At 70.6% G+C, this 25,163-nt stretch carries 22 protein-coding genes; 13 read left to right on the forward strand and 9 right to left on the reverse strand.

Going from position 1 to position 25,163, the window contains the following annotated elements:
* Positions 1-22 precede the first annotated feature (22 nt).
* On the reverse strand, positions 23-2,035 hold the full coding sequence (locus tag ACSQ4M_RS06305) for a pectate lyase (RefSeq protein ID WP_436188743.1): 2,013 nt from the start codon (positions 2,033-2,035) through the stop codon (positions 23-25).
* A 251-nt stretch (positions 2,036-2,286) separates the two neighbouring features.
* Positions 2,287-2,847 (reverse strand): pyridoxamine 5'-phosphate oxidase family protein, encoded by a 561-nt coding sequence (locus ACSQ4M_RS06310; protein WP_436188744.1) that lies wholly within the window; start codon positions 2,845-2,847, stop codon positions 2,287-2,289.
* Between the two features lie 98 nt (positions 2,848-2,945).
* On the opposite strand from ACSQ4M_RS06310, the gene ACSQ4M_RS06315 reads away from it, so the two are divergent.
* On the forward strand, positions 2,946-3,896 hold the full coding sequence (locus ACSQ4M_RS06315; RefSeq protein WP_436188745.1) for a LysR family transcriptional regulator: 951 nt from the start codon (positions 2,946-2,948) through the stop codon (positions 3,894-3,896).
* A gap of 60 nt (positions 3,897-3,956) precedes the next feature.
* On the opposite strand, the gene ACSQ4M_RS06320 is transcribed toward ACSQ4M_RS06315, so the two are convergent.
* The gene (locus tag ACSQ4M_RS06320; RefSeq protein WP_436188746.1) at positions 3,957-5,399 is read right to left on the reverse strand and encodes a serine hydrolase; all 1,443 of its coding nucleotides are present in this window, start codon (positions 5,397-5,399) and stop codon (positions 3,957-3,959) included.
* Between the two features lies 1 nt (position 5,400).
* On the reverse strand, positions 5,401-6,153 hold the full coding sequence (locus ACSQ4M_RS06325; RefSeq protein ID WP_436188747.1) for a GntR family transcriptional regulator: 753 nt from the start codon (positions 6,151-6,153) through the stop codon (positions 5,401-5,403).
* A gap of 115 nt (positions 6,154-6,268) precedes the next feature.
* Here ACSQ4M_RS06325 and ACSQ4M_RS06330 point away from each other — a divergent pair, with 115 nt between their 5' ends.
* The 5 genes from ACSQ4M_RS06330 to ACSQ4M_RS06350 all read left to right on the forward strand — a co-directional run bounded on the left by ACSQ4M_RS06330 (position 6,269) and on the right by ACSQ4M_RS06350 (position 10,924).
* Positions 6,269-6,550 carry a UxaA family hydrolase gene (locus ACSQ4M_RS06330; protein ID WP_436188748.1) on the forward strand — a complete coding sequence of 94 codons (282 nt, stop codon included), beginning with the start codon at positions 6,269-6,271 and terminating at the stop codon, positions 6,548-6,550.
* Between the two features lie 269 nt (positions 6,551-6,819).
* Complete coding sequence (locus ACSQ4M_RS06335; RefSeq protein ID WP_436188749.1) at positions 6,820-7,995, forward strand: UxaA family hydrolase; 1,176 nt, start codon at positions 6,820-6,822, stop codon at positions 7,993-7,995.
* A 3-nt stretch (positions 7,996-7,998) separates the two neighbouring features.
* Positions 7,999-8,925, forward strand: a complete 927-nt coding sequence (locus tag ACSQ4M_RS06340; protein ID WP_436188750.1) for a hydroxyacid dehydrogenase — start codon at positions 7,999-8,001, stop codon at positions 8,923-8,925.
* Positions 8,922-9,932: an Ldh family oxidoreductase gene (locus tag ACSQ4M_RS06345; RefSeq protein WP_436188751.1), complete on the forward strand. Its 1,011-nt coding sequence runs from the start codon at positions 8,922-8,924 to the stop codon at positions 9,930-9,932. Before ACSQ4M_RS06340 ends, ACSQ4M_RS06345 begins: the two co-directional genes overlap by 4 nt.
* 35 nt (positions 9,933-9,967) lie before the next feature.
* Positions 9,968-10,924 carry a Bug family tripartite tricarboxylate transporter substrate binding protein gene (locus ACSQ4M_RS06350; protein ID WP_436188752.1) on the forward strand — a complete coding sequence of 319 codons (957 nt, stop codon included), beginning with the start codon at positions 9,968-9,970 and terminating at the stop codon, positions 10,922-10,924.
* Positions 10,925-10,927: 3 nt separating this feature from the next.
* Here the strand turns inward: ACSQ4M_RS06350 and ACSQ4M_RS06355 are convergent, their stop codons facing one another.
* The gene (locus ACSQ4M_RS06355) at positions 10,928-11,977 is read right to left on the reverse strand and encodes a LacI family DNA-binding transcriptional regulator (protein ID WP_436188753.1); all 1,050 of its coding nucleotides are present in this window, start codon (positions 11,975-11,977) and stop codon (positions 10,928-10,930) included.
* Positions 11,978-12,187: 210 nt separating this feature from the next.
* Between ACSQ4M_RS06355 and ACSQ4M_RS06360 the strand changes: the two genes are divergently transcribed.
* From ACSQ4M_RS06360 to ACSQ4M_RS06390, 7 genes are all read left to right on the forward strand, one after another.
* Complete coding sequence (locus tag ACSQ4M_RS06360) at positions 12,188-13,174, forward strand: Bug family tripartite tricarboxylate transporter substrate binding protein (protein ID WP_436188754.1); 987 nt, start codon at positions 12,188-12,190, stop codon at positions 13,172-13,174.
* 13 nt (positions 13,175-13,187) lie between these two features.
* Positions 13,188-14,909 carry an N-acyl-D-amino-acid deacylase family protein gene (locus tag ACSQ4M_RS06365; RefSeq protein ID WP_436188755.1) on the forward strand — a complete coding sequence of 574 codons (1,722 nt, stop codon included), beginning with the start codon at positions 13,188-13,190 and terminating at the stop codon, positions 14,907-14,909.
* A gap of 89 nt (positions 14,910-14,998) precedes the next feature.
* A complete protein-coding gene (locus ACSQ4M_RS06370; RefSeq protein ID WP_436188756.1) occupies positions 14,999-15,715 on the forward strand; it encodes a GntR family transcriptional regulator in 717 nt (238 codons plus the stop codon).
* 115 nt (positions 15,716-15,830) lie between these two features.
* Positions 15,831-16,862 (forward strand): taurine ABC transporter substrate-binding protein, encoded by a 1,032-nt coding sequence (locus tag ACSQ4M_RS06375; protein ID WP_436188757.1) that lies wholly within the window; start codon positions 15,831-15,833, stop codon positions 16,860-16,862.
* A 3-nt stretch (positions 16,863-16,865) separates the two neighbouring features.
* Positions 16,866-17,663, forward strand: coding sequence for an ABC transporter ATP-binding protein (locus ACSQ4M_RS06380; RefSeq protein WP_436188758.1), 798 nt, complete (start codon positions 16,866-16,868; stop codon positions 17,661-17,663).
* Positions 17,660-18,460, forward strand: coding sequence for an ABC transporter permease (locus tag ACSQ4M_RS06385; protein WP_436188759.1), 801 nt, complete (start codon positions 17,660-17,662; stop codon positions 18,458-18,460). The genes ACSQ4M_RS06380 and ACSQ4M_RS06385 overlap by 4 nt, the downstream gene beginning before the upstream one ends.
* Positions 18,461-18,465: 5 nt before the next feature.
* Positions 18,466-19,701 (forward strand): pyridoxal phosphate-dependent decarboxylase family protein, encoded by a 1,236-nt coding sequence (locus ACSQ4M_RS06390; RefSeq protein ID WP_436188760.1) that lies wholly within the window; start codon positions 18,466-18,468, stop codon positions 19,699-19,701.
* 16 nt (positions 19,702-19,717) lie between these two features.
* Here the strand turns inward: ACSQ4M_RS06390 and ACSQ4M_RS06395 are convergent, their stop codons facing one another.
* From ACSQ4M_RS06395 to ACSQ4M_RS06410, 4 genes are all read right to left on the reverse strand, one after another.
* Positions 19,718-20,812: a GGDEF domain-containing protein gene (locus tag ACSQ4M_RS06395; protein WP_436188761.1), complete on the reverse strand. Its 1,095-nt coding sequence runs from the start codon at positions 20,810-20,812 to the stop codon at positions 19,718-19,720.
* A gap of 105 nt (positions 20,813-20,917) precedes the next feature.
* Positions 20,918-21,856 (reverse strand): CobW family GTP-binding protein, encoded by a 939-nt coding sequence (locus ACSQ4M_RS06400; protein WP_436188762.1) that lies wholly within the window; start codon positions 21,854-21,856, stop codon positions 20,918-20,920.
* A complete protein-coding gene (locus tag ACSQ4M_RS06405) occupies positions 21,853-23,481 on the reverse strand; it encodes an amidohydrolase (RefSeq protein WP_436188763.1) in 1,629 nt (542 codons plus the stop codon). The genes ACSQ4M_RS06400 and ACSQ4M_RS06405 overlap by 4 nt, the downstream gene beginning before the upstream one ends.
* 7 nt (positions 23,482-23,488) lie before the next feature.
* A complete protein-coding gene (locus tag ACSQ4M_RS06410; RefSeq protein ID WP_436188764.1) occupies positions 23,489-25,153 on the reverse strand; it encodes an amidohydrolase in 1,665 nt (554 codons plus the stop codon).
* Positions 25,154-25,163 lie beyond the last annotated feature (10 nt).

The following is a 25,163-nucleotide window of genomic DNA, read 5'->3' on the forward strand; positions in this document are numbered from 1 at the left end:
CCACGCCGGGGGGCGCACTGGCTCAGGCCTCGTAGGCCGGATCGGTCACGCCAGCGACGGGCGTGATGAAGCTCACCAGATTGCCCAGGTTGCCCACGAAGGTGCTGCTGTTGATGACCTGCTCGACCTTGGGCGGGTTGGAGATGTAGGGCTCCTTGGCCGGCATCTGGTTGCTGCCGAAGGGCGAGGTGTCGTAGGGGTCGCCCACGTGCGTGCTCATGTACTCCTTGCCCAGGTAGGGCGTGCTCGGTCCGTTCTGGGTGTAGGCGTTGGTGAAGGTCGTCTGGTCCTCGCCCCAGTAGTTCTTCTCGCCCAGGCTGTCGATCAGGGCCTGGGTCTGCGCCTGGGTGCGCGTCGCCGTGCCCTTCACGGCGTTGGCCCACAGGTGCTGGAAGTCCACCTCGCCGTTCACCGTGAAGTAGGTGGGCAGTGCGCGCTCGCCTTGCACGTTGAGCGGCGAGCTGGCCACCATCGCGGCGATCTCGGCATTGGACAGCGCCAGCATCCGAGCCAGTGTGGCGCGCGGCGCGGCGGTGCTGGCGTTCTGCGAGGCGCCGTAGTGGCCCGGCGTGCGGCGCCAGTCGTGGTCGATGAAGTAGGCGCCGTTCCAGATGTTGCTGCCGTAGCGGTGCGGGAAACGTGGGCGGTTGGACTCCAGCTCCACGACCCGCGCGTGCGTACCGGTCAGGATGCTCTCGGGGTCGCCGTCCGGCCGCTCCGCAGTGCGCGAGCGCTGGTTGTTGCGCAGCGCGCAGGTGTCGATCCAGTCGAACACCTTGCCGAGCTTGGACAGGTACTTCCTGTCGCCCGTCAGCCGGAAGTAGTGGAACAGCTGCGTGGCATTGGTGATCGAGACCGAAGGGCTCAGGCCGCGTGGCTCGTAGCTGCGTGCCGCGGCCGGCAGCCCGGCCTTGCGCAGCACGCCATAGGCATCCACCGTGTCGGCCGACAGGTGCTGCAGGCCCCAGCCGGCCTGCGGCGTGGTCGTCGCATTCGGGTTGCTGGCCTTGGCGGTGTCGCCGTCGTACTCGTACATGATGTTGTACATGCAGTCCATGGCGGCCACGGCCGGCGCCTTCAGGTCCATGTCCCCGAGGCCGAAGGAGGCGAGCATCAGGAACTTGATGTTCTCGCCCATCACGTCGTCGTTGAAGGTCACGAAGTTCGTGTAGTCGCCGTCTTCCATGCCGCTGAAGATGCCGGTGTAGCCCGGCTGGCCCGGGACGCCGCCGGGGCCCTGGCAGATGTAGTCGCCGTTCAGGTTGCCGGCCACCAGCTGCTCCCAGCCCGGGCCGGTCGGCGGCCAGTTCGGCGCCGGCATGGCCCGGGTGGCGTTGTAGGCCCGCGGAAAGCGCTGCGGCCAGCCGCCGGCGGCGACGCCGGACTTGAACTGCGCATCGAGGATGAAGGCGATGGCCTTGTCCACCGCGGTCTTGAAGCGCGCGTCCTTCTTCTCCAGGTACATGCGCAGCATGAACTGCGCCGACACGGCCGTGGTGGCGTCGTCGAAGGTGGCGTTGCCGTAGTAGTGCTGGAACTCCTCCAGCCGCCAGCCGTTGGCGCCGACCGTCTCGTACCAGCGCTTGAGCGAGGCCTCGCCGGCCAGGTCGTAGATGTAGTTCCAGCCGCCCGAGGGGTGCTGGGCCTCGACCATGACCAGCGCCGTGCGTTCGGCGGCCTTGTAGAAGGTCTCGTCCTTGGTGGCGTGGTAGGCGTCGATCAGCGCGTGGCCCACCGACGGTGTGCCGGTCGGTTGCATCCAGACCATGGACGCGGTGGCCTCCATCTCGCCCCAGCACTTGTTGCGGTTCGATGCCAGGTAGGACCAGACATAGGCGCCGCTCGAAGAGACGCTCTGGTCCATGTAGCGCGCGGCGCGCCGCATGGCCAGCTTGGTCGACTGGCGAAACGGATCGGGATCGACGGGCAGTTCGGGTTCGGCCGGCGTGACCGGCGCGCTGTCACCGTCGCCGCCGCCGCAGGCGGTGGTCACAAGGGCTCCGGCAACGGAACCGAGAAAAAGTCTGCGCTCCATGGTGTCTCCTGCTTGGAATGAAAAGGGCGCATGGCCCGAGGGCAGCGCCGGGCGATATCGCCTAACTCATACGATGTCCTGCCAATGAAGCAGCCGGGTCAATTCGAATTACTTCTAAGTAAACGTTTAACTTTTGGAGTTCAATGGGTCGGGTTGTCGTACGACTGACTGTATGGTCTCTTCGATCATGAAGTCAATGCGGGTCGGGCTTGGGGTATTCCCGGGGGGTGGCGAGCCCCCCGGCCCAGCCTTCAGTCGCCGTCCGCCTGCAAGGCGGCGATCTCGGCCTCGCTCCAGCGCGGCGTGATGTGCTGCGCGCAGTTCCAGTCGAAGGCCTGCAGCCGCAGCCGCACGATGCGCTCGGGCTTGCCGCGGTAGCCGGGCACGACCACCTGGGCGGTCAGCGCCGGGTCGGCGTCCAGCGCCAGCACCTCGGCATGCGCGTAGATCTTCAGCCGCGCGCGGCGCCGGTAGTCCATCAGGAACAGGCTCACGCGGTCGTTCGCGCGCAGATTGCCGGTGCTGATGTACTGCCGGTTGCCGCGGAAATCGGCAAACGCCAACGTGCGCTCGTCCAGCACCTTCAGGAAGCCGCGCGGCCCGCCGCGGTGCTGCATGTAGGGCCAGCCGGTCTCCGACACGGTGGCCATGTAGAAGCTGTCGCGCTCGGCGATGAAGGCCGCCTCGTTCTCGGTGAAGCGGTCGAATTCGCGGTGGCCCGGGAAGTCGGTCCACAGGCTGTCGGCGCCCATCTCGGTCTGGGCGGCGCGCACGCTCGGGGTGATGGCGATGTCGAGGTATCCGTAGGCCATGTGCTTCTCCTGGTGGTGTGTCCCAATGGTCCGCCTTTCCAAGTGAATTGATAATCCGTCGATCCGGAGAATCACTCTCCCGAAATATGAGAGGACACATGGACCGCCTCGATGCCATGGCGATGCTGGTCAAGGTGACCGAGACCGGCAGCCTGTCGGCCGCCGGCCGGGCGCTGCAGGTGCCGCTGGCCACGCTGAGCCGCCGCATCGCCGACCTGGAGGCGCAGCTGGGCACGCGCCTGCTGCTGCGCACCACGCGCAAGCTCACGTTGACGGATGCCGGCCAGGCCTATGTGGCCGCCGCGCGCCGGATCCTGGAGCTGGTGGACGCGGCCGAGCAGGAGGCCGCCGGCGAGTACCAGGCGCCCAAGGGCGAGCTGGTCGTGACCGCGCCGGTGCTGTTCGGCCGGCTGCATGTGCTGCCCATCGTGGGCGACTTCCTGGCGGCCTTCCCGCAGATCGACATCCGGCTGCTGCTGGCCGACCGCAACGTGGACCTCGTCGACGACCACGTGGACATGGCCGTGCGCATCGGCCGCCTGCCCGACAGCGGCATGGTGGCCACGCAGGTCGGCCTGCTGCGCACGCTGGCTTGCGCCAGCCCGGCGCTGCTGGTTGCGCACGGCGTGCCGCAGGCGCCCGAAGACCTGGCCCGGCTGCCCTGCATCGCCGTCGACACGCCCATGCCCGCGCCGTCCTGGCGCTTCCGCGATCCGCCATCGGGCGCGGCGCGCGATGTCGCGGTGCGGCCGCGGCTCGCGGTGACGAACCCGCAGGCCGCGGCCGACGCGGCGGTGCGCGGCATCGGCTTCGTGCGCTTGCTGCACTACCAGGTGGCCGATGCGCTGCGCAGCGGCGCGCTGCAGCCGGTGCTGGAGGCCTACGAGCCCGCGCCCGCGCCGGTGCATCTGGTGCACGCTGCACGCGGACAGATGCCGCTCAAGATGCGCCGCTTCCTCGATGCTGCCGCGCCGCGCTTGCGGCAGGTGCTGGCGCAGATCGCGGCGGGTGCGCCGACTGGGGAGGCACAGGTGGGCGACCCACGCTGATACCGGCGTGCGGCATGCCTTGCACCTCCGAGAGGCATTGCCGAAGCCAACACCTGCCGGTCAATCGCACGGCTGAAAGCGAACGCAGGCGGGAACGCTGCGAATCGCCACGAGTGTGTTCTCTCCGTCGATGCGCTCGGCCCTGAACTTCACGCTGGCGCCCGCGTGCAGCCCCGCAACGAGGGCCGGCTCGCGCACACGAAAGCGCAGCGTCGTGAACGGCAGGTTCGACGCGGGCACGAGCTTCAGGTGCACAACCATGCGCTTGCCGCCGTCTTCCTCGGTGATGGAGCGCACGGTGGCCCGCGTCTCGACCGGGCTGTCCTGGGCCACCGCTGCAGCGGCGGGCGCGGGCGTGCTTGCCGGCCCGCCCGCATGCTCCAGCGTGGCGGCCACCACCTGGTGGAGCAGGTGCTGCTGCACGCGGCCGACGCTGCCGTCGCCGTACTCGCCCGCGGTCAGCACGGCGACCAGGTCCAGGCTCGGGACCACGAACAGGCGCTGCCCGCCGTTGCCCATGGCGGCGTGCCAGTCGACGCGCTGGCCGCGGACCTGCACGCTGCCGTGCCACCAATGGTGGCCGTACTCGCCGCCCGCCTGGCACGGCGAGAGCATGGTGCGGACCCAGGCCTGCGGCACCAGCTGCCGGCCTTGCCACCGGCCCCCGTCGAGCATGAGCCGCCCGATGCGTGCGAGATCGCGCGGCACCAGGCGCAAGCCGGTGTACGCACGCGTGCGGCCGCGCAGGTCGGCCACCCATTCCCACTGCTGAAAGCCCAGCGGCTCGAACAGCCGCTGCCTGGCGAACTCCGCCAGGTCCTGCCGCGTCTTCTCTTCGAGCAGAAGGCCCAGCACCGCGGTCAGTCCGCCGTTGTAGTTGAAGTGTGTTCCGGGCGAGGTTGAGGTCGGGCGCTCGAACACGTAGCGGGCTCGGTCGCCGCGCCACAGCAGGCCCTTCTCGTCGTTGTCCCAGCGGCTGTAGCTGCCGTTCTCATCCCAGGCCAGGCCGCTGCGCATGCACAGCATGTCGGCCACCGTGATGCGCTCGCGGCCGCCATGGCGCAGGTCCGCCAGCGCCGGCAGCAGGTCCAGGACGGGGGTGGACAGCGGCGGCACGGCGCCTTCGCTCTCGGCGATGCCCCACAGCAAGGCCACGATGGACTTCGTGACGGAGCGGACATCGTGCCGCTGGTCCTTGTCGAAGGCGGTGCGGCTGGCCCACAAGGCGTAGGTCGACCGGTCCGGTCCCGCGCGGTAGGCTTCCAGCACCAGCCGGCCATGACGCTCGACCACGAAGCCATGCAGGTTGCGCGGGCTGTGCAGGAAGTCCTGTGCCGCTTCGCACAGCAGTTCGGCATCGAAGCCTGCCAGCCGGGCGTCCGATTCGGTGCGCCAGCCGTCGTCCGCCTGCAGCGGCGTGCCGCAGGCGCGGTCGGCGGGGGCAGCGTCCGCCGAGAAGGCGGCCGCGCCGAGCACGAGGAGCAGCCCGATGAATGGTTTCATCTCAACCCATGGTGCTCAGGTAGTCGTGCGCACGCGTGCTGATGGTCGACACGCGGTACTCCACCGGCCGCCCGCCGAAGCTCAGCGCGAGCCGGTGCACCTCCAGCAGCGGCGACCCCTGCGGCACGCCCAGCACCCGCGCCGCCTGGCGCGAGGCCGGCATGGCACGCGCGCGCTCTTCGGCCCGCAGCACGGTGATGCCGAACTCGGCCTGGTAGAGCTGGTAGACCGTACCAGCGCGTTCGAGGAAGCGCTTTTCTGTGAGGCCCTTGAACAGCGCCGCGGAGATGCAGATCACGTCGTGTGTGACGGGCTGGCCCGACAAACTCAGCCGGTTCTGCACCACGAACACCGGGTCGCCGATGCGCAGGCGCAGCGCCGCTGCGCAGGTCTCGTCGGCGCGCTCGCGTTCGAAGGCCAGGGTCTCCACACGCGGGAACTCGGCGGCGCGCTGCTCGGCCTGCAAGGGCCAGTCGCCACGCGGCTCCACGTGGAAGAACTGGAACAGGAAACGGTCGCGCGAATGCTGGGCCACGAAGGTGCCCTTGCCCTGGCGCCGGATCAGCACGTGCTCGTGCACGAGCTCGTCCACCGCGCGGCGCAGCGTGCCGATGCTCACGCCAAAGGACTGGGCCAGGTCGCTCTCGCGCGGCAGCGTCTGCCCCGGGGCCCAGCGCTGCGACTCGATGCGCGCCAGCAGCTTGCGCTTGACCTCGCGGTACAGCACGGTCGATGCGTTGGGGCGGGACGGCATGGGCGCACTGTAGCGCCCGAAGGCCCCGGTCTTCCAGGTCATCTAGATGAGTTGTTTGACGTGCGCGGGAGCGTGCCCGGACACTGCCTCACCCTTTCATCCCACAGGAGCAACGATGATCCATTTCGTTCTGCACGACGCCAGCGACACGGTCGCCGTGGTCGTCGTCGAAGGCGTGAAGTCCGGCGACAGCCTCAACGGCTGGATCATGGACGAGGACCGCATGGTCGAGGTCCGCGCGCAGTCGGACATCCCGATCGGCCACAAGGTGGCGCTCAAGGACATGGCGGTCGGCGACACCGTCATCAAGTACGGCATCGACATGGGCAAGGTGGTCCAGCCCATCGCCGTGGGCCAGCACGCCCACGTGCACAACATCAAGACCAAGCGCTGGTGAGAGCTTGTGAAGAAATGGCTTGAGCTCACGCAAGACCCCGATGCGCAAGGCTTCAACATTCAGCAGTGGCTGGCGGGGTCTTGCCCTGCGGGCCGGGGCGCCCGCAGGCGCCGGGCGGCGTTGCGCCGCTTGCCCGTATCTCGATACGGGCTGCGCGACGCGCCTTGCCCGACGCCTGCGGGCACCCCGTCGTGAGCCCAATCCATTCCTTCGCAAGCTCTGAGCCGCGCGCGCCACCCCGTCAACACCCTCCACGAAAGCCCAGCACCATGCCCGTCATCTCCCAAGACACCAGCTTCCTCGGCTACCGCCGCGAAAACGGCCGCGTCGGCATCCGCAACCACGTGATCATCCTGCCGCTGGACGACCTGTCGAACGCCGCGGCCGAGGCCGTGGCCCACAACATCAAGGGTGCGCTGGCGATTCCCCACCCCTACGGCCGGCTGCAGTTCGGCGCCGACCTGGAGCTGCACTTCCGCACGCTGATCGGCACCGGCTGCAACCCCAACGTGGCGGCCGTGGTGGTGATCGGCATCGAGGACGGCTGGACGCAGAAGGTGGTCGAAGGCATCGCGGCCACGGGCAAGCCGGTGGTGGGCTTCGGCATCGAGATGCACGGCGACCACGACACCATCCTGCGCGCCAGCAAGGCGGCACGCGAGTACGTGCAGTGGGCCAGCGAGAAGCAGCGCGAGGTCTGCGCCATTCCCGAGCTCTGGGTGTCCACCAAGTGCGGTGAATCGGACACCACCAGCGGCTGCGGCGCCAACCCCACCGTGGGCAATGCCTTCGACAAGCTGCACCCGCTGGGCAGCACCCTGTGCTTCGGCGAGACCACCGAGCTGACCGGCGGCGAGCACATCGTGGCCGCGCGCTGCGCCAACGACGCAGTGCGCGCGAAGTTCCAGTTCATGTTCGACCGCTACCAGGAGGTCATCAACCGCCACAAGACCAGCGACCTGTCGGACAGCCAGCCAACCAAGGGCAACATCGCCGGCGGCCTGACCACCATCGAGGAGAAGGCGCTGGGCAACATCCAGAAGATCGGCAAGCGCTGCACGGTGGACGGCGTGATCGACAAGGCCGAGACGCCCACACACCCGGGCCTGTGGTTCATGGATTCCAGCAGCGCCGCGGCCGAGATGGTGACGCTGTGCGCGGCCTCGGGCTACGCCCTGCACTTCTTCCCCACGGGCCAGGGCAACGTGATCGGCAACCCGATCCTGCCCGTCATCAAGATCTGCGCCAACCCGCGCACCGTGCGCACGATGAGCGAACACATCGACGTGGACAGCTCGGGCCTGCTGCAGCGCCAGATCACGCTCGACCAGGCCGGCGACCAACTGCTCGCATGCATGCTGCGCACCGCCAACGGGCGGCTCACGGCGGCCGAGGCGCTGGGCCACCGCGAGTTCGTGCTGACGCGGCTGTACGAATCGGCCTGACCCATGGCCCGCATCGTCATCGCGGAGTTCATGGACCTGCCGGCCGTGGCGCAGCTGCAGCAGGCGCACGAGGTGCTGTACGACCCGCAGCTGGTGGACCAGCCCGCGCGTCTGCTGGACGAGGCCGCGCGCGCTGACGCGCTGGTGGTGCGCAACCGCACCCAGGTGCGCGGCCCGCTGCTGCAGGCGCTGGCGCGCTGCAAGGTGGTGGGCCGCCTGGGCGTGGGGCTGGACAACATCGACCTGCCGGGCTGCGCGGCGCGCGGCATCGCGGTGCTGCCCGCCACCGGCGCCAACGCGCTGTCGGTGGCGGAGTACGTCGTGGCCACGGCCATGCTGCTGCTGCGCGGCGCCTACCGCGCCAGCGACGCGGTGGCCGGCGGTGCCTGGCCGCGCACGGCGCTGTCCAGCGGCCGCGAGATCGGCGGCAAGACGCTGGGCTTGGTGGGCTTCGGCATGATCGGCCAGACCACCGCGCGGCTGGCGCGCGGCCTGGGCATGGTCGTCGTCGCCTTCGACGCGATGATGGAGAACGACGACCCGGCCTTCGCCGAATCGGGCGTCGCGCCGCTGGGCCTGGCGCCGCTGCTGGCCAATGCCGACGTGGTCAGCCTGCACGTGCCGCTGACCGAGGGCACGCGGCACCTGCTCGACGCGGCCCGCATCGCCGGCATGAAACCCGGCGCGGTGCTCATCAACACCGCGCGCGGCGGCGTGGTCGACGAGCAGGCCGTGGCCGCGGCCCTGCGCAGCGGCCAGCTCGGCGGCGCGGCGCTCGACGTGTTCGAAGAGGAGCCGTTGCCGGCCACCGCGCACTTCGCCGGCTGCCCGAACCTGCTGCTGACGCCGCACATCGCCGGCCTCACGGCCGAGTCGAACGAGCGCGTGAGCACGCTGATCGCCGAGCGTGTGCTGGAGGCCCTGCGGTGAGCGCGCTGCCACTGGCAGACGCCCGGGCGCTGGCCAGCGCGGCGCTGCAGGCGGCGGGCGCCAATGCCGCCATGGCCGAGGCGGCGGCGCAGGCCCTGGTGCTGGCCGAGGCGCAGGGCCTGGCCTCGCACGGCCTGTCGCGCGTGCCGCAGTACGCCGTGCACCTGCGCAACGGCCGCGCCAACGGCAGCGCCGAGCCCGTGCTGCTGCACCGGCGCGGCGGCGCGCTGGTGGTCGATGCCGGCGGCGGCCTGGCGTTCGGCGCCTGCGCGCTGGCCGTGCGCGAGGCCATCGCCACGGCGCGCGAACTGGGCGTGGCCTTCGCCGGCGTGGTGCGCAGCCACCATTGCGGCGTGCTGGTCGACCACCTGCGGCCGGCGGTGGCGGCCGGCATGGTGGGCCTGGCCTTCGGCAACTCGCCGGCGGCCATGCCCGCTGCGGGCGGCAAGCGGCCGCTGTTCGGCACCAACCCGGTGGCCGCGGCCTTTCCGCGCGCGGCGCACGATCCGCTGCTGATCGACCTGTCGCTGTCGGAGGTGGCGCGCGGCAAGCTCATGCTTGCTGCCAAGGAGGGCCGTTCCATCCCGCTGGGCTGGGCCCTGGACGCCCAGGGCCAGCCCACCACCGACCCGCAGGCCGGCCTGGCCGGCTCCATGCTGCCCATCGGTGCCGCCAGCAGTCCCAAGGGCGCAATGCTCGCGCTGATCGTCGAGCTGCTGGCCACGGCCGTGATCGGCGCGCAGTTCGGCTTCGAGGCCTCCTCGTTCTTCGTCGACGAGGGCAACCAGCCCGGCATCGGCCAGGCCTTTCTGCTCATCGACCCCGGCGCGCTGGCCGGCACGGCGGCCTACTTCGCACGGACCGAGGTGCTGGTGACTGAGATGCTGGCCGACGAGGGCGTGCGCCTGGCCGGTGCGCGCCGGCTGGCGCTGGAGCGCCAGGCCGCAGAGCAGGGCCTGTGGATTCCCGAGGCCCTGCAGGCCCAGCTGCGCGCGCTGGCGGGCTGAAGCGCTTTCCTACCCACGACAAAAAGGAGACACCCATGAACCGCAGAGACCTGATCGCCGCCCTGGCCGCCTCGGCTGCCACGGGCGTCCCGCTGGCCGCGCAGGCGCAGCCGTCCACCATCAAGTACGTCGTGCCCTTTCCGCCCGGCGGGCTGACCGACGTGATGGCTCGCATCGCGGGCCAGAAGCTGGGCGACGCGCTCAAGGTGTCGGTGGTGGTGGAGAACAAGCCCGGCGGCAATGCCCAGATCGGCGCCGAGGCCGTGGCCAAGGGCCCGGCCGACGGCTCGCAGATCCTGGCCGTGACGCTGACGCACGCCGCCAACGTGACGCTGTTTCCGCACGCGCCCTACGACTTCGTGCGCGACCTGCGGCCCGTCGCGCTGCTGGCCGGCTCGCCCATGCTGGTGGTGGTGCCCGAGACCAGCCCGGTCAAGACCTTCGCCGACCTGGTGGCGCTGTCCAAACAGAAGACGCTGAACGCCGGTTCCAGCGGCAACGGCACGCCGCCGCACCTGACCATGGCGCTGTTCAACGACCTCAATGGCTCGCGCATGACGCACGTGCCCTACAAGGGCGGCGCGCCGTCGATGACCGACCTGATCGGCGGCCAGCTCGACGTGATCTTCTCCAACTTCCCCGAGTCGATCGCGCACGTGAAGGGCGGGCGCCTGCGCGCGCTGGCGCTGTGCTCGGCGGGCCGCCACGCGCAGGTGCCCGAGGTGCCGACCACGGCGGAGGCCGGCATGCCGGGCCTGCTGGTGGAGAGCTGGACCGCGGCCATGGCCCCGGCCAGGATGCCCGACGCGCTGGTCGACCGCTACGCGCGCGAACTCATCAAGGCGCTCTACAGCCCCGAGATCGAGGAGCGCGCCAAGGCCCTGGGCTTCCGCCCCAGCCCCATGGGCGGCGAGGCCTTCGCCAGCTTTCTGACGGAGGAGATCGCGCGCTGGGGCCGCATCATCAAGGCGGCGAACATTTCGGTGGGCTGAGCCTCAGCCCGGCGCCGGCCCGGTGCTGGCGCGCACCACCAGCGTGGCCGGCAGCAGCGGGTTGGCGGGCGGCGCATCGCCGCGCAGGGCGGCCAGCAGCACACGGCCGGCCTGCTCGCCGATCTCCTCGATTGGCAGGTGCACCGTGGTCAACGGCGGATGCGTGAAGGCGGCGAAGTCGTTGTCGTTGAAGCTGGCCACCGACAGTTGCGCGGGCACGGCGATGCCGGCCTGGTCCAGCGCCGACAGCGCACCGGCCGCGAGGTAGTCGTTGGCACAGACCAGCGCGGTGACGGGCGTACGCCGCGCGAGCAGCTCCTGCATGGCCGCGAAGCCCTGCGCGAAGCCGGTCTCGGTCTCGACCACGGCCGCGGGGTGCAGCTGCAGGCCGTGCCGTGCGATGGCCGCCGTCAACCCGCGCAGGCGGCGCTGGGCACGCTCGTTCTCGGCGGTGCTGCCGGTCAGGATGCCGATGCGGCGGTGGCCAAGTGAGGCCAGGTGGGCAACCACCTGCGCACCCGCGTCTGCCTCGTCGAAGCCCACGCAGGGCCCCTGCGCGCTGTGCTCGGCCCACAGCAACACGAAGGGCCGCCGGTGCGCGGCCAATGCCGCGAACATGGCCGGCGGCTGGTCCGCGCCCAACAGGGCCACGGCATCGACGCCGCGTTCCAGCAGCGCACGCAGCAGGGCCGGGTCGTGGCCGCGCTCGCGCTCGGGAGCCGACAGCAGCAGCGTGTAGCCCTCGGTGGCCAGCGTCGATTCCAGCGCCTGGACCATGGTCGGGAACGAGGAGCGGCCGAAGCGCGGCACGATCGCGCCCACCGTGAAGCTGCGGCGCATGGCCAGCGCCCGCGCCGCGCCGTTGGCCACATAGCCCAGGCGCTCGGCCGCGGCCAGCACGCGGGTGCGCGTGGCCTCGCTGAGCATGTCCGGGCGCGACAGCGCGCGCGAGACCGTGCCGGCCGACACGCCGGCCAGCGCGGCCACGTCGGCGAGCGAGGCCGAGCGGGACGCTTCGGCGGGAACGGGAGCGGCAGGAGATGGTGGCGGCATGGTGCGCAGTGTCGCCCAAGCCGCGCGGCCGCACGAAAGTCCTTGCAAGCGCATGCATGAAGCAGGCCGGGAGCGGGCGTGGGACGCGCCATGACCTACGGGAAACACCCAGGTGCACCACGGCGAGGCCTTTGATGACAATCAATGCAAGCGCTTGCATAGGCGCTTCCTGCACGGCCTTGCGTGCAGGACAACACAGGAGACGCCCCCATGCGCAGCTTTTCCCGCCGCGGCCTGCTGGCCTTGTCGCTCGCCGGTCTGCCGTTCGCGCCCGCCCTGGCGCAGGACGCCTTTCCCATCCCCGGCAAGCCGATCCGCATGATCGTGCCGTTCTCGGCGGGCTCCGGCTCGGACGTCACGGTGCGCGTGCTCGCCAAGCTCATGACCGAGGAACTGGGCGGACACCCGGTCGTGGTCGAGAACCGGCCCGGCGCCGGCACCTTCATCGGTGCGCAGGAGGTGGCGCGCGCGCCGGCCGACGGCCACACGCTGCTCTACACCATCGTGGTCACGCACACGCAGAACCCGCACCTGTACGCCAAGCTGCCCTACGACCCGGTCAAGGACTTCACGCCGCTCGTGCAGGTCATGAAGTCGGCCACCGTGCTGATTGCGCCGCCGAACGCGCCCTTCAACAACGTCAAGGAACTCGTGGCCTACGCCAAGGCCCATCCGGGCAAGCTCAGCTACGCCTCCTACGCGCAGGGGTCGACCTCGCACCTGAACGGCGAACTGCTCAAGATGCGCACCGGCATCGACATGGTGCACATCCCGTACAAGGGCACGGCCGACGCCTCGCGCGCGCTGATGGCCGGCGACGTGCAGCTGTACTTCGACGGCACGGCCTCGGCCGTGGAGGCCATCAAGGCCGGCCGCGCCAAGGGCCTGGGCGCCGCCACACCCACGCGGATCGCCGTGCTGCCCGAGCTGCCGACGATCGCCGAGCAGGGCGTTCCCGGCCTGGACATCGTGGGCTGGCAGGGCGTGTTCGGCCCCGGCAACATGCCGCCGGCCGTGGCGAAGAAGGTGTCGGACCTGCTCTCGAAGATCTCGCGCGGGCCCGACATCCTGAAGCTGGTCCAGCTGCAGGGCAATGAGCCCTCGGGCGCGCCGGCCGCCGAGTTCGCGGCCATCGTGCGGGCCGATTCCGAACGCTGGGGCGAGGTCATCCGCGCCGCAAAAATCAAACTCGATTGAAAAGGAAGCACCCATGTTCGATACCGTCATCCGCGGCGGCACCATCGTCGACGGCAGCGGCGCGCCGCGCTTCACGGGCGACGTCGGCATCACCGGCGGCCGCATCGCCGAGGTCGGCAGCAAGCTCGGCGCCGGCCGGCGCGAGGTCGACGCCAGCGGCGCCATCGTCACGCCCGGCTGGGTCGACGTGCACACGCACTATGACGGCCAGGTCACCTGGGACCCGTACCTGAGCCCGTCCACCGACCACGGCGTGACCAGCGTGGTCATGGGCAACTGTGGCGTGGGCTTCGCGCCCGTGCGGCCCGACCGGCACGACTGGCTCATCAGCGTGATGGAGGGCGTGGAGGACATCCCCGGCACCGTGCTGGCCGAAGGCATCCAGTGGGAGTGGGAGAGTTTCCCCGAGTACCTGGACGCGCTGGCCCGCAAGCCCCGCGCGCTCGACGTGGGCGCGCAGATCCCGCACTCGGCGCTGCGCACCTACGTGATGGGCGAGCGCGGCATCACGCACGACGAGGCCACGCCCGAGGACATCGCGCAGATGGTGCAGCTGGTGCGCGATGCGCTGCAGGCCGGTGCGCTCGGCTTCTCGACCTCGCGCACGCTCATCCACAAGTACCAGCAGCGCAAGTACCCGCCCGGCACCTTCGCCTCGCCGGACGAGATCCTGGGCATCGCGCGGGCCATGGGCGAGGTCGGCCACGGCGTGTTCCAGATGACCTCCAACCACACGCAGATGGAGACCGAGGTGCCCTGGCTGGCCGAGGTGGCGCGGCGCAACCGGCTGCCCGTGGCCTTCGCGCTGGTGCAGACCGACCAGACGCCCGACACCTGGAAGCGCCTGCTGGCGGCGCTGGACGACGCGCAGAAGGAAGACATCCCGCTGTACGGCGCCGTGGCCGGTCGGCCCGCCGGCATCCTGATGGCCTGGCTGGGCTCCACCCACCCCTTCATGGCGCACCCGCTGTGGCAGAGCCTGGCGCCGCTGCCTTGGGAGCAGAAGCTGGCGCGCCTGCGCGATCCGGCCGTGCGCGCGCAGCTGACCGACGCCACCGCCATGCGCAAGGCGGCCGAGTTCGACTCGCGCCTGGCCTACCTCACGCAGAGCTTCCACAAGATGTACGCGCTGGGTGCCGAGCCCGACTACGAGCCGGCGCAGGAGCACAGCATCGCTTCCATCGCCCACCGCGAGGGCCGCTCGCCGCTGGAGGTGGCCTACGACATGCTGATGGCGCTGGACGGCAAGGGCATCGTCTACTTCCCGAGCTTCAACTACGCCTACAACGACCTCTCCCAGCTGCACACCCAGCTGCAGCATCCGCGCACCATGATGAGCCTGGCCGACGGCGGCGCGCACTGCGGCTACATCTGCGACGTGAGCATGCCCACCTACATGCTCACGCACTGGGCGCGCGACCGTGCGCGCGGCCCCACCTTGCCGCTGGAACTCATGGTGCAGCGCCAGACGCGCGATACGGCCGCCATCTACGGCCTGCACGACCGCGGCCTGCTGCAGCCGGGCTACCTGGCCGATGTGAACATCATCGACTTCGACCGCCTGCGCATCCCGCCGCCCTACGTGGCCTTCGACCTGCCGGCCGGCGGGCGCCGCCTAGTGCAGACGGCCGAGGGCTACCGCGCCACCCTCAAGGCCGGCGAGGCCATCATGGAGAACGGCGAGCGCACCGGCGCGCTGCCTGGCCGGCTGCTGCGCGGGCCGCAGAAGCGCTGACAACCCGCCCCGGACAGGCAGGGGGCGCGGAGTATATTCAGCCGCTGCCGGGGCCTGCGCCCCGGTGCCGTTGCCAGAACTTCCGCCCCATGACCGCCACCACCCGCGAGCGCGCCCGCCGCCCTGCCGAAACCGAGGACACCGAGCTCGACGCCGATGCCCTGCCGCGCGGCCACACGCTGGCCGACCAGGCCTACCAGCGGCTGCACCACGAGCTCATGACCGGCGCGCTGCTGCCCGAGCAGGTGCTGACGGTGCGCGGCGTGGCCGAGCGCTACGGCGTGAGCCTCACGCCCGTGCGCGAGGCTGTGCAGCGGCTCGTGGCCGAGCGCGGCCTGGAGGTGGTGGGCGGCCGCGTGATCCGCGTGCCGCGGCTGGACGTGGAAACCTACCGCGAGATCCTCAAGATCCGCATGGAACTGGAGCCGCTGGCCGCGCGCGAGGCGGCCACGCGCATCGCGCACGAAGAGATCCGTCGGCTCGAGCAGGTGGTGGCCCAGCATGTGGCCGCCATCCGCGCGGGCGACGCGCGCCGCACGCTGGCCGAGAACACGGATTTTCACCTTTCGATATATCGAGCCTCCCAGCAGACCATCCTGGTCGGTTTCATCGAGGGGCTGTGGCGCCGCGTGGGCCCAACGCTGAACCTGCTGTTCCCGCGCTATTGCGGCAGCCTCACTGGGCACGAGAACCACCTGGCCGCCATGGAGGCGCTGCACCGCCGTGATGCAGAAGCGCTGGCCAAGGCGGTGCGCGACGATCTGGTGCACGGTTCCAGCTTCCTGGTGCGCCTGCTGGACCCATGAACTGGCAGCCTCTGGCTGTTTGACAATATATTCTGAGTGACCTACCGTGCGGGCTGCGCGTCCGGAGCGGTTCCGGGTGCGTGCCCCGTCCACGCCATCCAGAGAGGGTCACCGCATGCAGTTCCTGTTGTCCCGCCGCGAGTTCCAGCGCGCCGCCGCCCAGATGTTCATCGCCTCGTCCACCGGCCTGCTCGGTGCGGCGGCCCGGGCCCAGGCGCGCCAGGTGCGGCTGGGCACCTTCGGCTCCATCGACGCGCAGAACTACATCCGCGCCAAGGATTCCATCGCCAGCACCTTCGGCCCGGGCGTCACCGCCAGCTTCGTGACGGTGCGCGCGGGCTCCGAGGTGATCTCGGCCATGGCCGGTGGCAGCCTGGATGTCTGCAACATCGGCTCCAGCCCCATGGTGGTGGGCTACGCCAACGGGCTCAAGGCGTCGATGGTCTACGTCTACAAGAACATCGTCGACAGCGAGTGCCTGGTGGTGCAGGGCGCATCCGGCATCAACACCCTGGCCGAACTGCGCGGCAAGAAGATCGGCCTGCCGTTCAACACCTCGGTGCACTTTGCGGCCATCGCCGCGCTCAAGACCGCCGGCCTCAACGTCTCCGACGTGAAGCTCATCAACATGCGGGCCGACCAGATCGCCTCGGCCTGGCAGCGCCGCGAGATCGATGCGGCCTACATCTGGGTGCCCGTCGTGCCGCGCCTGACCGAAGACGCCGGCCGCATCATCTTCAAGACCGGCGATCTGGCGGACAAAAGCGGTCTGGTGATCTTCGACGGCCTGCTGGTGCGCGACGAGTTCAAGCAGAAGTCGCCCGACCTGGTGCTGGCCTTCCTGAAGGACTTCGAGAAGATCGCCCAGGCCTTCAAGCAGGACCCCAAGGACGTGGTCGCCACCATGACCAGGTTCCTGGGCGTGGACGAGCCGGCCGTGATGCGCTCGCTCAACACCTTCTACCCCGTGCCGGCGCGCGAGCAGGCCACGGCCAAGTGGATGGGCAAGCCCGGCGAGAAGGGTACGGGCGTGGAGAAGACGTTGCAGACGCAGGCGGAGTTCCTGCTGGAGTCGGGCCAGATCGCGGCGATGCCCAAGGACTGGTCCGGGCTGGTGGATGCCAGCTTCGTCGCCAGGATGGCCTGAGCGATGCAGGCTGTCGTCAAGGCGCGCTTCGACCAGGTGTCCAAGCGTTTCGGCGCGGGCGCGCGCGCCGTGCAGGCGCTCGAACCCATCACGCTGGACATCACCGCCAACGCCTTCGTCTGCCTGGTCGGCCCGTCGGGCTGCGGCAAGAGCACGCTGCTGAACCTGCTCGCGGGGTTCGACACGCCCACCACCGGCCAGGTGCTCATGGACGGCGCGCCCGTGCGCGGGCCCGATGCCCGGCGCGGCGTGGTGTTCCAGCAGGGCGCGCTGTTCACCTGGATGAGCGTGCTCGACAACGTGGCCTTCGGCCCGCTGGCCACGGGCAAGCCGCGCGCCGAGGCCGAGCGCATCGCCATGGGCTTCCTCGAGATGGTGGGGCTGGCGGCCTTCGCCAGGCGCTACCCGTACGAGCTGTCCGGCGGCATGCAGCAGCGCGTGGGCATCGCCCGGGCGCTGGCCAACGACCCGGAGATCCTGCTCATGGACGAGCCCTTCGCCGCGCTCGACGCGCAGACGCGCGAGCTGCTGCAGGAGGAGATCAAGCGCATCTGGCTGCAGACGCGCAAGACCGTGCTGTGGATCACCCACAGCATCGAGGAGGCCCTGTTCCTGGCCACCGACATCGTGGTCATGTCCGCCCGGCCCGGCCGCATCAAGGCGCGCTTTGCGCCCACCTTCGCGCAGAGCACCGAGCCGGGCCTGGCGACCAGTGCCGAGTTCGTGCGCATGAAGGCCGAGATCGTGGGCCTGCTGCACAACGAGGCGCGCACGGCGCAACAGCAGGAGGAGGCTCGATGAGCGCAAAGCCTTCTGCAAGAAGCCGCGGCCGGCTGCTCAACACGGCGTCGTTCGCGGCCCTGCTGCTCGTGTGGGTGGCGCTGACCATCGACCTGGGCCGCGGTCCGCTCGTGGCGCCGCTGTTCCTGCCCTCGCCGCAGTCGGTGGCCACCACCTTCGTCACGCTGCTGCGCAACGGTTACCAGGGCGAGAGCCTGTGGCACCACCTGGGCATCAGCCTGATGCGCTTCGGCCTGGGCTTTTCCATCGCCGCGCTGCTGGCCATTCCGCTGGGACTGTGGATGGGCATGAACGAGACCGTGAAGGGCCTGTGCGACCCGCCGATCGAGATCACGCGGCCCATGCCCAAGCTGGCGCTGCTGCCGCTGCTCATCATCTGGTTCGGCATCGGCGAGGTGTCCAAGGTCGTGATCATCGTGCTGGCGCTGTTCCCGGTGCTGTCCATCAGCGCCATGCAGGCCGTGCGTGGCGTGGGCCTGCGCAAGGTGCAGGCGGCGCTGGCGCTGGGGGCTTCGCGCGGCATGGTGTTTCGCCGCGTGATCTTCCCGGCCAGCCTGCCCGGCATCTTCACCGGGCTGCGCGTGAGCATCGGCCTGGGCGTGACCATGCTGGTGGGCGCCGAGATGATCGCCACCAGCGACGGCATCGCCTGGATGGCGCTGTCGGCGGCGGACTTCCTGCTGACCAACGTGGTGCTGGTGGGTGCGCTGATCATGGCCGTGCTGGGCTACGGGCTGGACCTGCTCGCGCGGGCCGTCGAGAACAAGGTCGTCCATTGGGGCGGCCGGGAAGGATGAACACCATGACCGACATTCAACTGCCCCGACAGGGCATCGCCTGGGACCAGCTCGAACACGAACTGCTGGACGCCGGCCGCGGCGACGCGGACTGGCGCGGCGGCCGCGTGCCCATGTTCATCCACTACGCCGGGGAAGACGCGCTGCAGGTGGCGAAGAAGGCGTATGCGATGTACTTCTCCGAGAACGGGCTGGGGCCGCGCGCCTTCGGCAGCCTGGCCCGGTTCGAGAGCGAGGTGGTGGCCATGGGCCTGGGTTTGCTGCATGGCGGCCCCGGCGCCCGCGGCGCCATGACCACGGGCGGCACCGAGAGCATCTTCCTCGCGGTGAAGTGCGCACGCGACCGCGCGCGCGCCGATGGCAGGAAGGGGCCGCTGTCCATCGTGCTGCCCGTCAGCGCGCATCCGGCCTTCGACAAGGCCGCCCACTTCATGGAGCTGGACGTGGTGCGCGTGCCGCTGGGCGCGGGCTTCCTGGCGGATCCTGCGGCCATGGAGGCGGCCATCACGTCGCAGACCATCCTGCTGGTCGGCTCGGCCCCCGCGTTCCCGCATGGCGTGGTCGACCCCATCGCCGAGATCGCGGCCGTGGCGCAGCGCCATGGTTTGTGGATGCATGTGGATGCCTGCGTGGGCGGCTACTTCATCCCGTTCGCGCGGCAGCTGGGGGCCCAGGTGCCCGACTTCGACTTCGCCGTGCCGGGCGTGACCAGCATCTCGGCCGACCTGCACAAGTACGGCTACACGGCCAAGGGCGCTTCCACGCTGTTCTTCGCGCACGCGCAAGACTTCGCGCGCATGGGCTGGTACTTCGACGGCTGGCCGCGCGGCCAGTACTTCACGCACTCGCTGGTGGGCACGCGGGCCGGCGGCGCCATCGCCGCGGCCTGGGCCGTGCTGCGCTTCCTGGGCGAGGACGGTTACCTGCGCATCACGCAGCGCGTGCTGGCCACGCGCCAGCGGCTGCAGCAGGGCGCCGCGGCGCTGGGCCTGCCCACGCTGGGCGATCCGCAGCTGTCCATCCTGGCGTATGGATCGCCCGAGCGCGACATGGCGGCCGTCGGCCGGGGCATGACGGACAAGGGCTGGACGGTGGGCTACGTGCGCCAGCCGGATGGCCTGCACCACATGCTCAACATCACGCACGAGCCGGTGGCCGGCCTGTACCTGGAGAACCTGGCCGAGGTGCTGCGCGAGCCGGCCACGCAGCGTGCGGGGCAGGGCGTGCAGGCGCGTTACTGAGCGCTTCGCAGGGGGGTCAAGCGGCGGTCGCGGGCTGCAGCAGGGGCCGGTCCGCAGGCACGTCGCCGCCCTCGGCACGGTTGCGGCCGCTGTTCTTGGCCGCGTAGAGGGCCCGGTCGGCGCGCTGCAGCAGCGTGTCGGCGCCGTCGCCCGGCTGCACACCGGCCACGCCGCAGCTGATGCTGATGCGGTGCGCACCGGCCAGCGGCCGGCCGGCGATGTGGGCGCACAGCGCGCGCGCCTTGCCCAGCGTCTGCGCGGCATCGGTCTCGGGCAGCACGACGATGAACTCCTCGCCGCCCCAGCGGCCCAGCATGTCCACGTCGCGGAGCACCTCCTGCGCGCGTGCGGCCAGGGCCACCAGCACCGCATCGCCGACGCCGTGGCCATGGCGGTCGTTGATGCGCTTGAAGTGGTCGATGTCGATCAGGATGACCGAGAACGCGTGGCCATAGCGCCGCGCCCGCACCAGCTCGGCGTCGATCACCTCCGTCACGCGGCGCCGGTTCGCCAGGCCGGTCAGCGCGTCGGTGTTGGCCAGGCGCGCGAGTTCGTCCACCGTCAGCTGCGCGGCCTGCAGCCGGTGCTGGTAGGAGGAGAAAAAATACAGCGCCGCGACCAGGATGGCCGAGACCATGTGCAGCTGGAACGTGAAGTTGGCATGCGGCGCCACCGGCCACTGCAGCAGGTAGGGGCCGCTGATGGCGACGAACAGCGCCATGATCGCCAGCGACAGGCGCAGGCTGGCCCGGTGCCCGGTCAGCGTGAAGGCAAACACGTAGATCACGGGGATCCACAGGTACAGCGGCTGGATGTCGATCTTCGCGCCCAGCACGGGAGCGTACAGCCGCAGTGCCATGCACAAGGCGCACAGGCTGGCCGCGAACAGCAGGCAGGCCATGTCGATCACGCGCATCGGCAACAGGCGCCGCCAGAGCACGAAGAATGTCGCCGGATGGAACACCATGTTCAGGGCGAACACCGCCCGCAGCACGGTGGACGCATCACCGCGCGCCTCGATCAGGCCCCAGGCCGTTCCCGAACTGATCCAGGCCAAGGCCAGGATGCCCAGCATGACGCGGCGCTTGAGTTGGTCGGAGGGCAGTGGCACGGCGAGTGGGGGCAGGTGTTCGGTCGGGCGAGAGTATCGCCAACGCGCGCCAGATCGCCGCACGGCGGGCATGCCGCGCGTGATGGGCACGGCAGATGGCGCTGGTCAGTGCGCCGCAGCCACCAGGTCTTCCAGAGCCTGCACCGGCAGCCGGCCCTGCAGGCCGATGGCCACCACCATGGGGCCGCCTGCCGGTGGTGCGGCGGGCCGCAGGCGCGCGCTGCGGCCGGCGAACTGCAGCTCGCGCCACTGGCCCGGCTCGGTGCGCACGATGCCCTTGAGCCGCAGAATGCCGGCCGGCACGGCTGCCAGCCAGCTGGCGAGTGCGGCTTCGGACAGCTCCGCCTGCGGCTGCGCCGACCAGGTGGCGTACTGCTGCCCGTGGTGGGGCGGTGCCACGTGCAGCCGTGCATCGGTCCGTGGGGCTTCCACCGCTTGCCGCAGCAGCGCCGCGCCGCTGAGCAGCGCGGTGGGCACTTCGGCCTGCGTGGTCTCGCAGCGGCGCGCGCCCGCGGCGTGTGCATCGGCCCAGGCGTGCACCTGGACCAGCCGGTCCGCGTCCACGAGCTCGGTCTTGTTCAGCACCAGCAGGTCGGCCTTGGCCACCTGGCGCGCCAGCGTGTCGGCCAGCAGCGGGTCGGCCGCCTGCTCCAGTACCACGCTGGCGTCGACCAGCACCACCACGCCGTCCAGCACCAACGCCGGGTCGGCATGGCCGAGCTGGGCGATGCGCCAGGGGTCGGAGACGCCGCTGGCCTCGACCACCACGGCGTCGAAGTCCTGGCGCCGCTCCAGCACCTGGATCAGCGCCATCGAGAGGTCGTCGCCGATCTGGCAGCACACGCAGCCGTTGGTCAGGGCCACGGTGTCGCCGCTGTTGCTTTCCACCAATGCCGCGTCCAGGTTCAGCGCGCCGAAGTCGTTGACCAGCACCGCCAGCCGCTGGCCGCCGGCATGGCGCAGCCAGTGGTTCAGCAGCGTGGTCTTGCCGGCGCCGAGGAAGCCACCGAGCACGGTGAGCGGCAGGCGCGCGCCCGGGTTCACGTGGGCACGCCGCCCAGCACGGTGCCGGCCACGCGCACGTCCTTGAGCGCCATGGGGTCGACCGCGGTGGGGTCGTCGTCGAGCACGCAGAAGTCGGCCCACTTGCCGGTTTCGATGGAGCCGATCTGGCAGTCCATGCCCAGCGTCCAGGCGGCGCCCAGGGTGATGGCGTGCAGCGCCTGTGCCACCGTGATGCGTTCGGCGGGCCCCAGCACGCGACCGGCCGAGGTCACGCGGTTGACCGCGCACCAGGCCGTGAACAGCGGCGCCAGCGGCGTGATCGGTGCGTCCGAGTGCATGGCCAGCGGCACGCCCAGGCGCAGCGCGCTGGCGCAGGGGTCGAGCCGGTGCGCCCGGTCCGGCCCCATGGTCTGGGTCAGGTGGGCCTCGCCCCAGTAGTACAGGTGGTTGGTGAACAGATTGGCGCACACCCCCAGCGCGGCCATGCGGCGCAGCTGGGCTTCGTCCACCATCTGGCAGTGCTGCAGCGTGTGGCGGTGGTCGCGCCGCGGGTGCCTGGCCAGCGCGGCCTGCAGTGCGTCGAGTGCCACGTCGATGGCCTCGTCGCCGTTGGCATGGATGTGCAGGTGGAAGCCCTGCGCATGGAAGAAGTCGACGGAAGCCTTGAGCTGCTCGGGCGACTGGTTCCAGATGCCGTTGGGCGCGCCGTTGAAGTAGCCGGGCCAGCGCAGCCGCGCCGAGAAGCCCTGGATCGAGCCGTCGGCGAACAGCTTGACGATGCCGTAGCGCAGCTTGTCGGTGCTGGCGGCCATGCGTTGGCGCAGCAGCGCGGCATGGGCCTCGGGCGCGCGGGCGTTGTTGAGCGCCATCGCGCCGGGCACCAGGCGCACCGGGAAGTCGGGCGCGGCCGTCACGCGCAGCAGGTTGGCGTAGCCTTCCTCGCTCGGGTCGTTGCCGAGGTCGGCTGAGGTCGTCACGCCGGCCTGTCGCGCCAGCGCGCCGAAGGTGCGCAGGCCGGCCTCGCTGGTGCCCGTGCTGCGAAAGCCGTTGCCGATCAGCTTCAGGATCGGGAACATGGCGGCGAACTCCTGCAGTTCGCCGTTGGGCCTGCCGTCGGCGAAGCGGGCCACGCCCTCGATTTCGCAACTGCTGTCGATGCCGGCGGCGCGCAGGGCCGCGCCGTTCACGTTCATGAGGTGGTGGCTGGCGTGCAGGATGACCACCGGCCGCGTGGTGGACACACGGTCCAGGTGTGCGGTGGTGATGCGCGCGGTGCCGAAGAAAATGGGATCGAAACCCCAGGCCAGCAGCGGCTCCTGCGGGTCGGCCAACGTGCGCTCGGCCTGCTGCAGCTGCGCGACCACCGCATCGAAGTCGGTGCAGCCCGGCCACTGCAGGCCGGGCGGCGCGGGCCGTGGGTGGAAGCCCACGTAGGCGTACTGCGCCAGGCCGCCGGCCGTCAGGTGGGCGTGGCCTTCGACGAGGCCGGGCATCAGCACCTGGTCAGCGTAGCGTTCGTCCAGCGCGTAGGTGCCCCAGGCAGCGCAGCGTTCCAGGTCCCCCACCGCGAGGATGCGACCGTCGCGCACGGCCACATGGGTGGCCGTGGGCTGCATGGGGTTCAGCGTGAGGATGCTGCGGGCGGCGTAAATGGTGGTGGTCATGGCGGCCTCAGACGGCCTGGAACACCCGGCCGGACAGCACCGTGCCCCAGACCCGCACGTCCTTGAGCGCCATCGGATCGACCGCGAGCGGGTCGTCCTCCAGCACGCAGAAATCGGCGCGCTTGCCGCAGGCGATGGAGCCGATCTCGTGGTCCAGGCGCAGCGTGTAGGCCGGGCCCAGCGTGATGGCGTGCAGGGCCTGCAGCACGGTCAGCTTCTCGGCCTCGCCGAGCACGCGGCCCTGGGGCGTCACGCGGTTCACCGCGCACCAGGCCGTGAACAGCGGCCCCAGCGGCGTGACCGGCGCGTCGGAGTGGATGGCCAGCGGCACGCCGGCGGCCAGCGCACTGCCGCAGGCATCGAGCCGCATCGCGCGGTCCGGGCCCATGGTCATCTCGTAGTGCTGGTCGCCCCAGTACCACAGGTGGTTGGCGAACAGGTTGGCACACAGGCCCAGCGATGCCATGCGCCGGAACAGGGGCGCATCGATCATCTGGCCGTGCTGCAGCGTATGGCGGTGGTCGGGCCGTGGCGCCCGCGCGAGCACGCGGCCGATGGCGTCGATGGCCACTTCGCTGGCCTCGTCGCCATTGGTGTGGGTGTGCACCAGCAGGCCGGCGCGGTGGTAGGTCTCGAAATCGGCCTCGTACTGGGCCGGCGCCATGACCCAGATGCCGTTGGGCGCGCCGTTGTAGTGGCCGGGCCAGCGCAGCCGGGCCGAGAAGCCCTGGATGGAGCCGTCCAGCATCATCTTCACGAGGCCGTAGCGCAGCCGGTCGGTGTTGCGCGCCATCAGCGCCTTCACATGCTCGGCGCCGGCCTGCGCGGCGTGCGTGCCGTGGAAGGCCTGGAAGGCCGGCAGGATGCGGATGGAGACGGCATCGTCGGCCAGGGCCGCCTCGAGCACGCGCACATCGTCTTCGCTCAGCTTGTTGACGAGGTCGGTGGCGGTGGTCACGCCCTGGCGGCAGGCCAGCCGCGCGAAGGAGCGCACGCCGGTTTCGGTCATGGGCGCCAGCAGGCCGGCGTTGCCGATCTTGCGCAGCACCAGGAACATGGCGGCCGGCTCCTGCAGCTCGCCCGTGGGCTCGCCGGCCTGGGCGTGGCCCGCGTCGAACTTGACCACGCCCTCCACCTCGTTGTCGCGCGTGATCTCGGCGCTGCGCAGCATGGCCGTGTTCACGTTCATGAGGTGGCCGTTGGCGTGCGCGATGATGATGGGCCGCACCGCGCTGGCACGGTCCAGGTGTTCCACCGTCATGCGCTCGCCGCCGAAGTAGATCGGGTCGAAGCCCCAGGCGATCAGCGGCGCGCTGGCGGCCTGGCCTTCGGCGTCCATGCGCGCCGCGATCTCGGCCAGCCGCGCGACCACGGCATCCATCGAGCGCAGGCCGGGCCAGACCTTGCCGTCGGGGTCGCGCCGGTCGAACCAGCCGGTGTAGGTCCACTCCCACATGCTGCCTTCCTTGAGGTGGCAGTGGCCTTCGACCAGCCCCGGCATCAGCACCTTGTCGGCGAAGCGTTCGTCCAGGTCGTAAGGGCCCCAGGCGGCGCAGCGCTCCAGGTCGCCGACGGCCAGGATGCGGCCCTCGCGCACGGCCACGTGCGTGGCTTCGGGCTGGCCGGATTCGAGCGTGATGATCTTGCGGGCGCGGTAGACGGTGGTGGTCATGCGGTGGATG

It is taken from the genome of Pseudorhodoferax sp. LjRoot39 (genome assembly GCF_964253035.1).
In the GTDB taxonomy this organism is placed as follows: domain Bacteria; phylum Pseudomonadota; class Gammaproteobacteria; order Burkholderiales; family Burkholderiaceae_C; genus Pseudorhodoferax.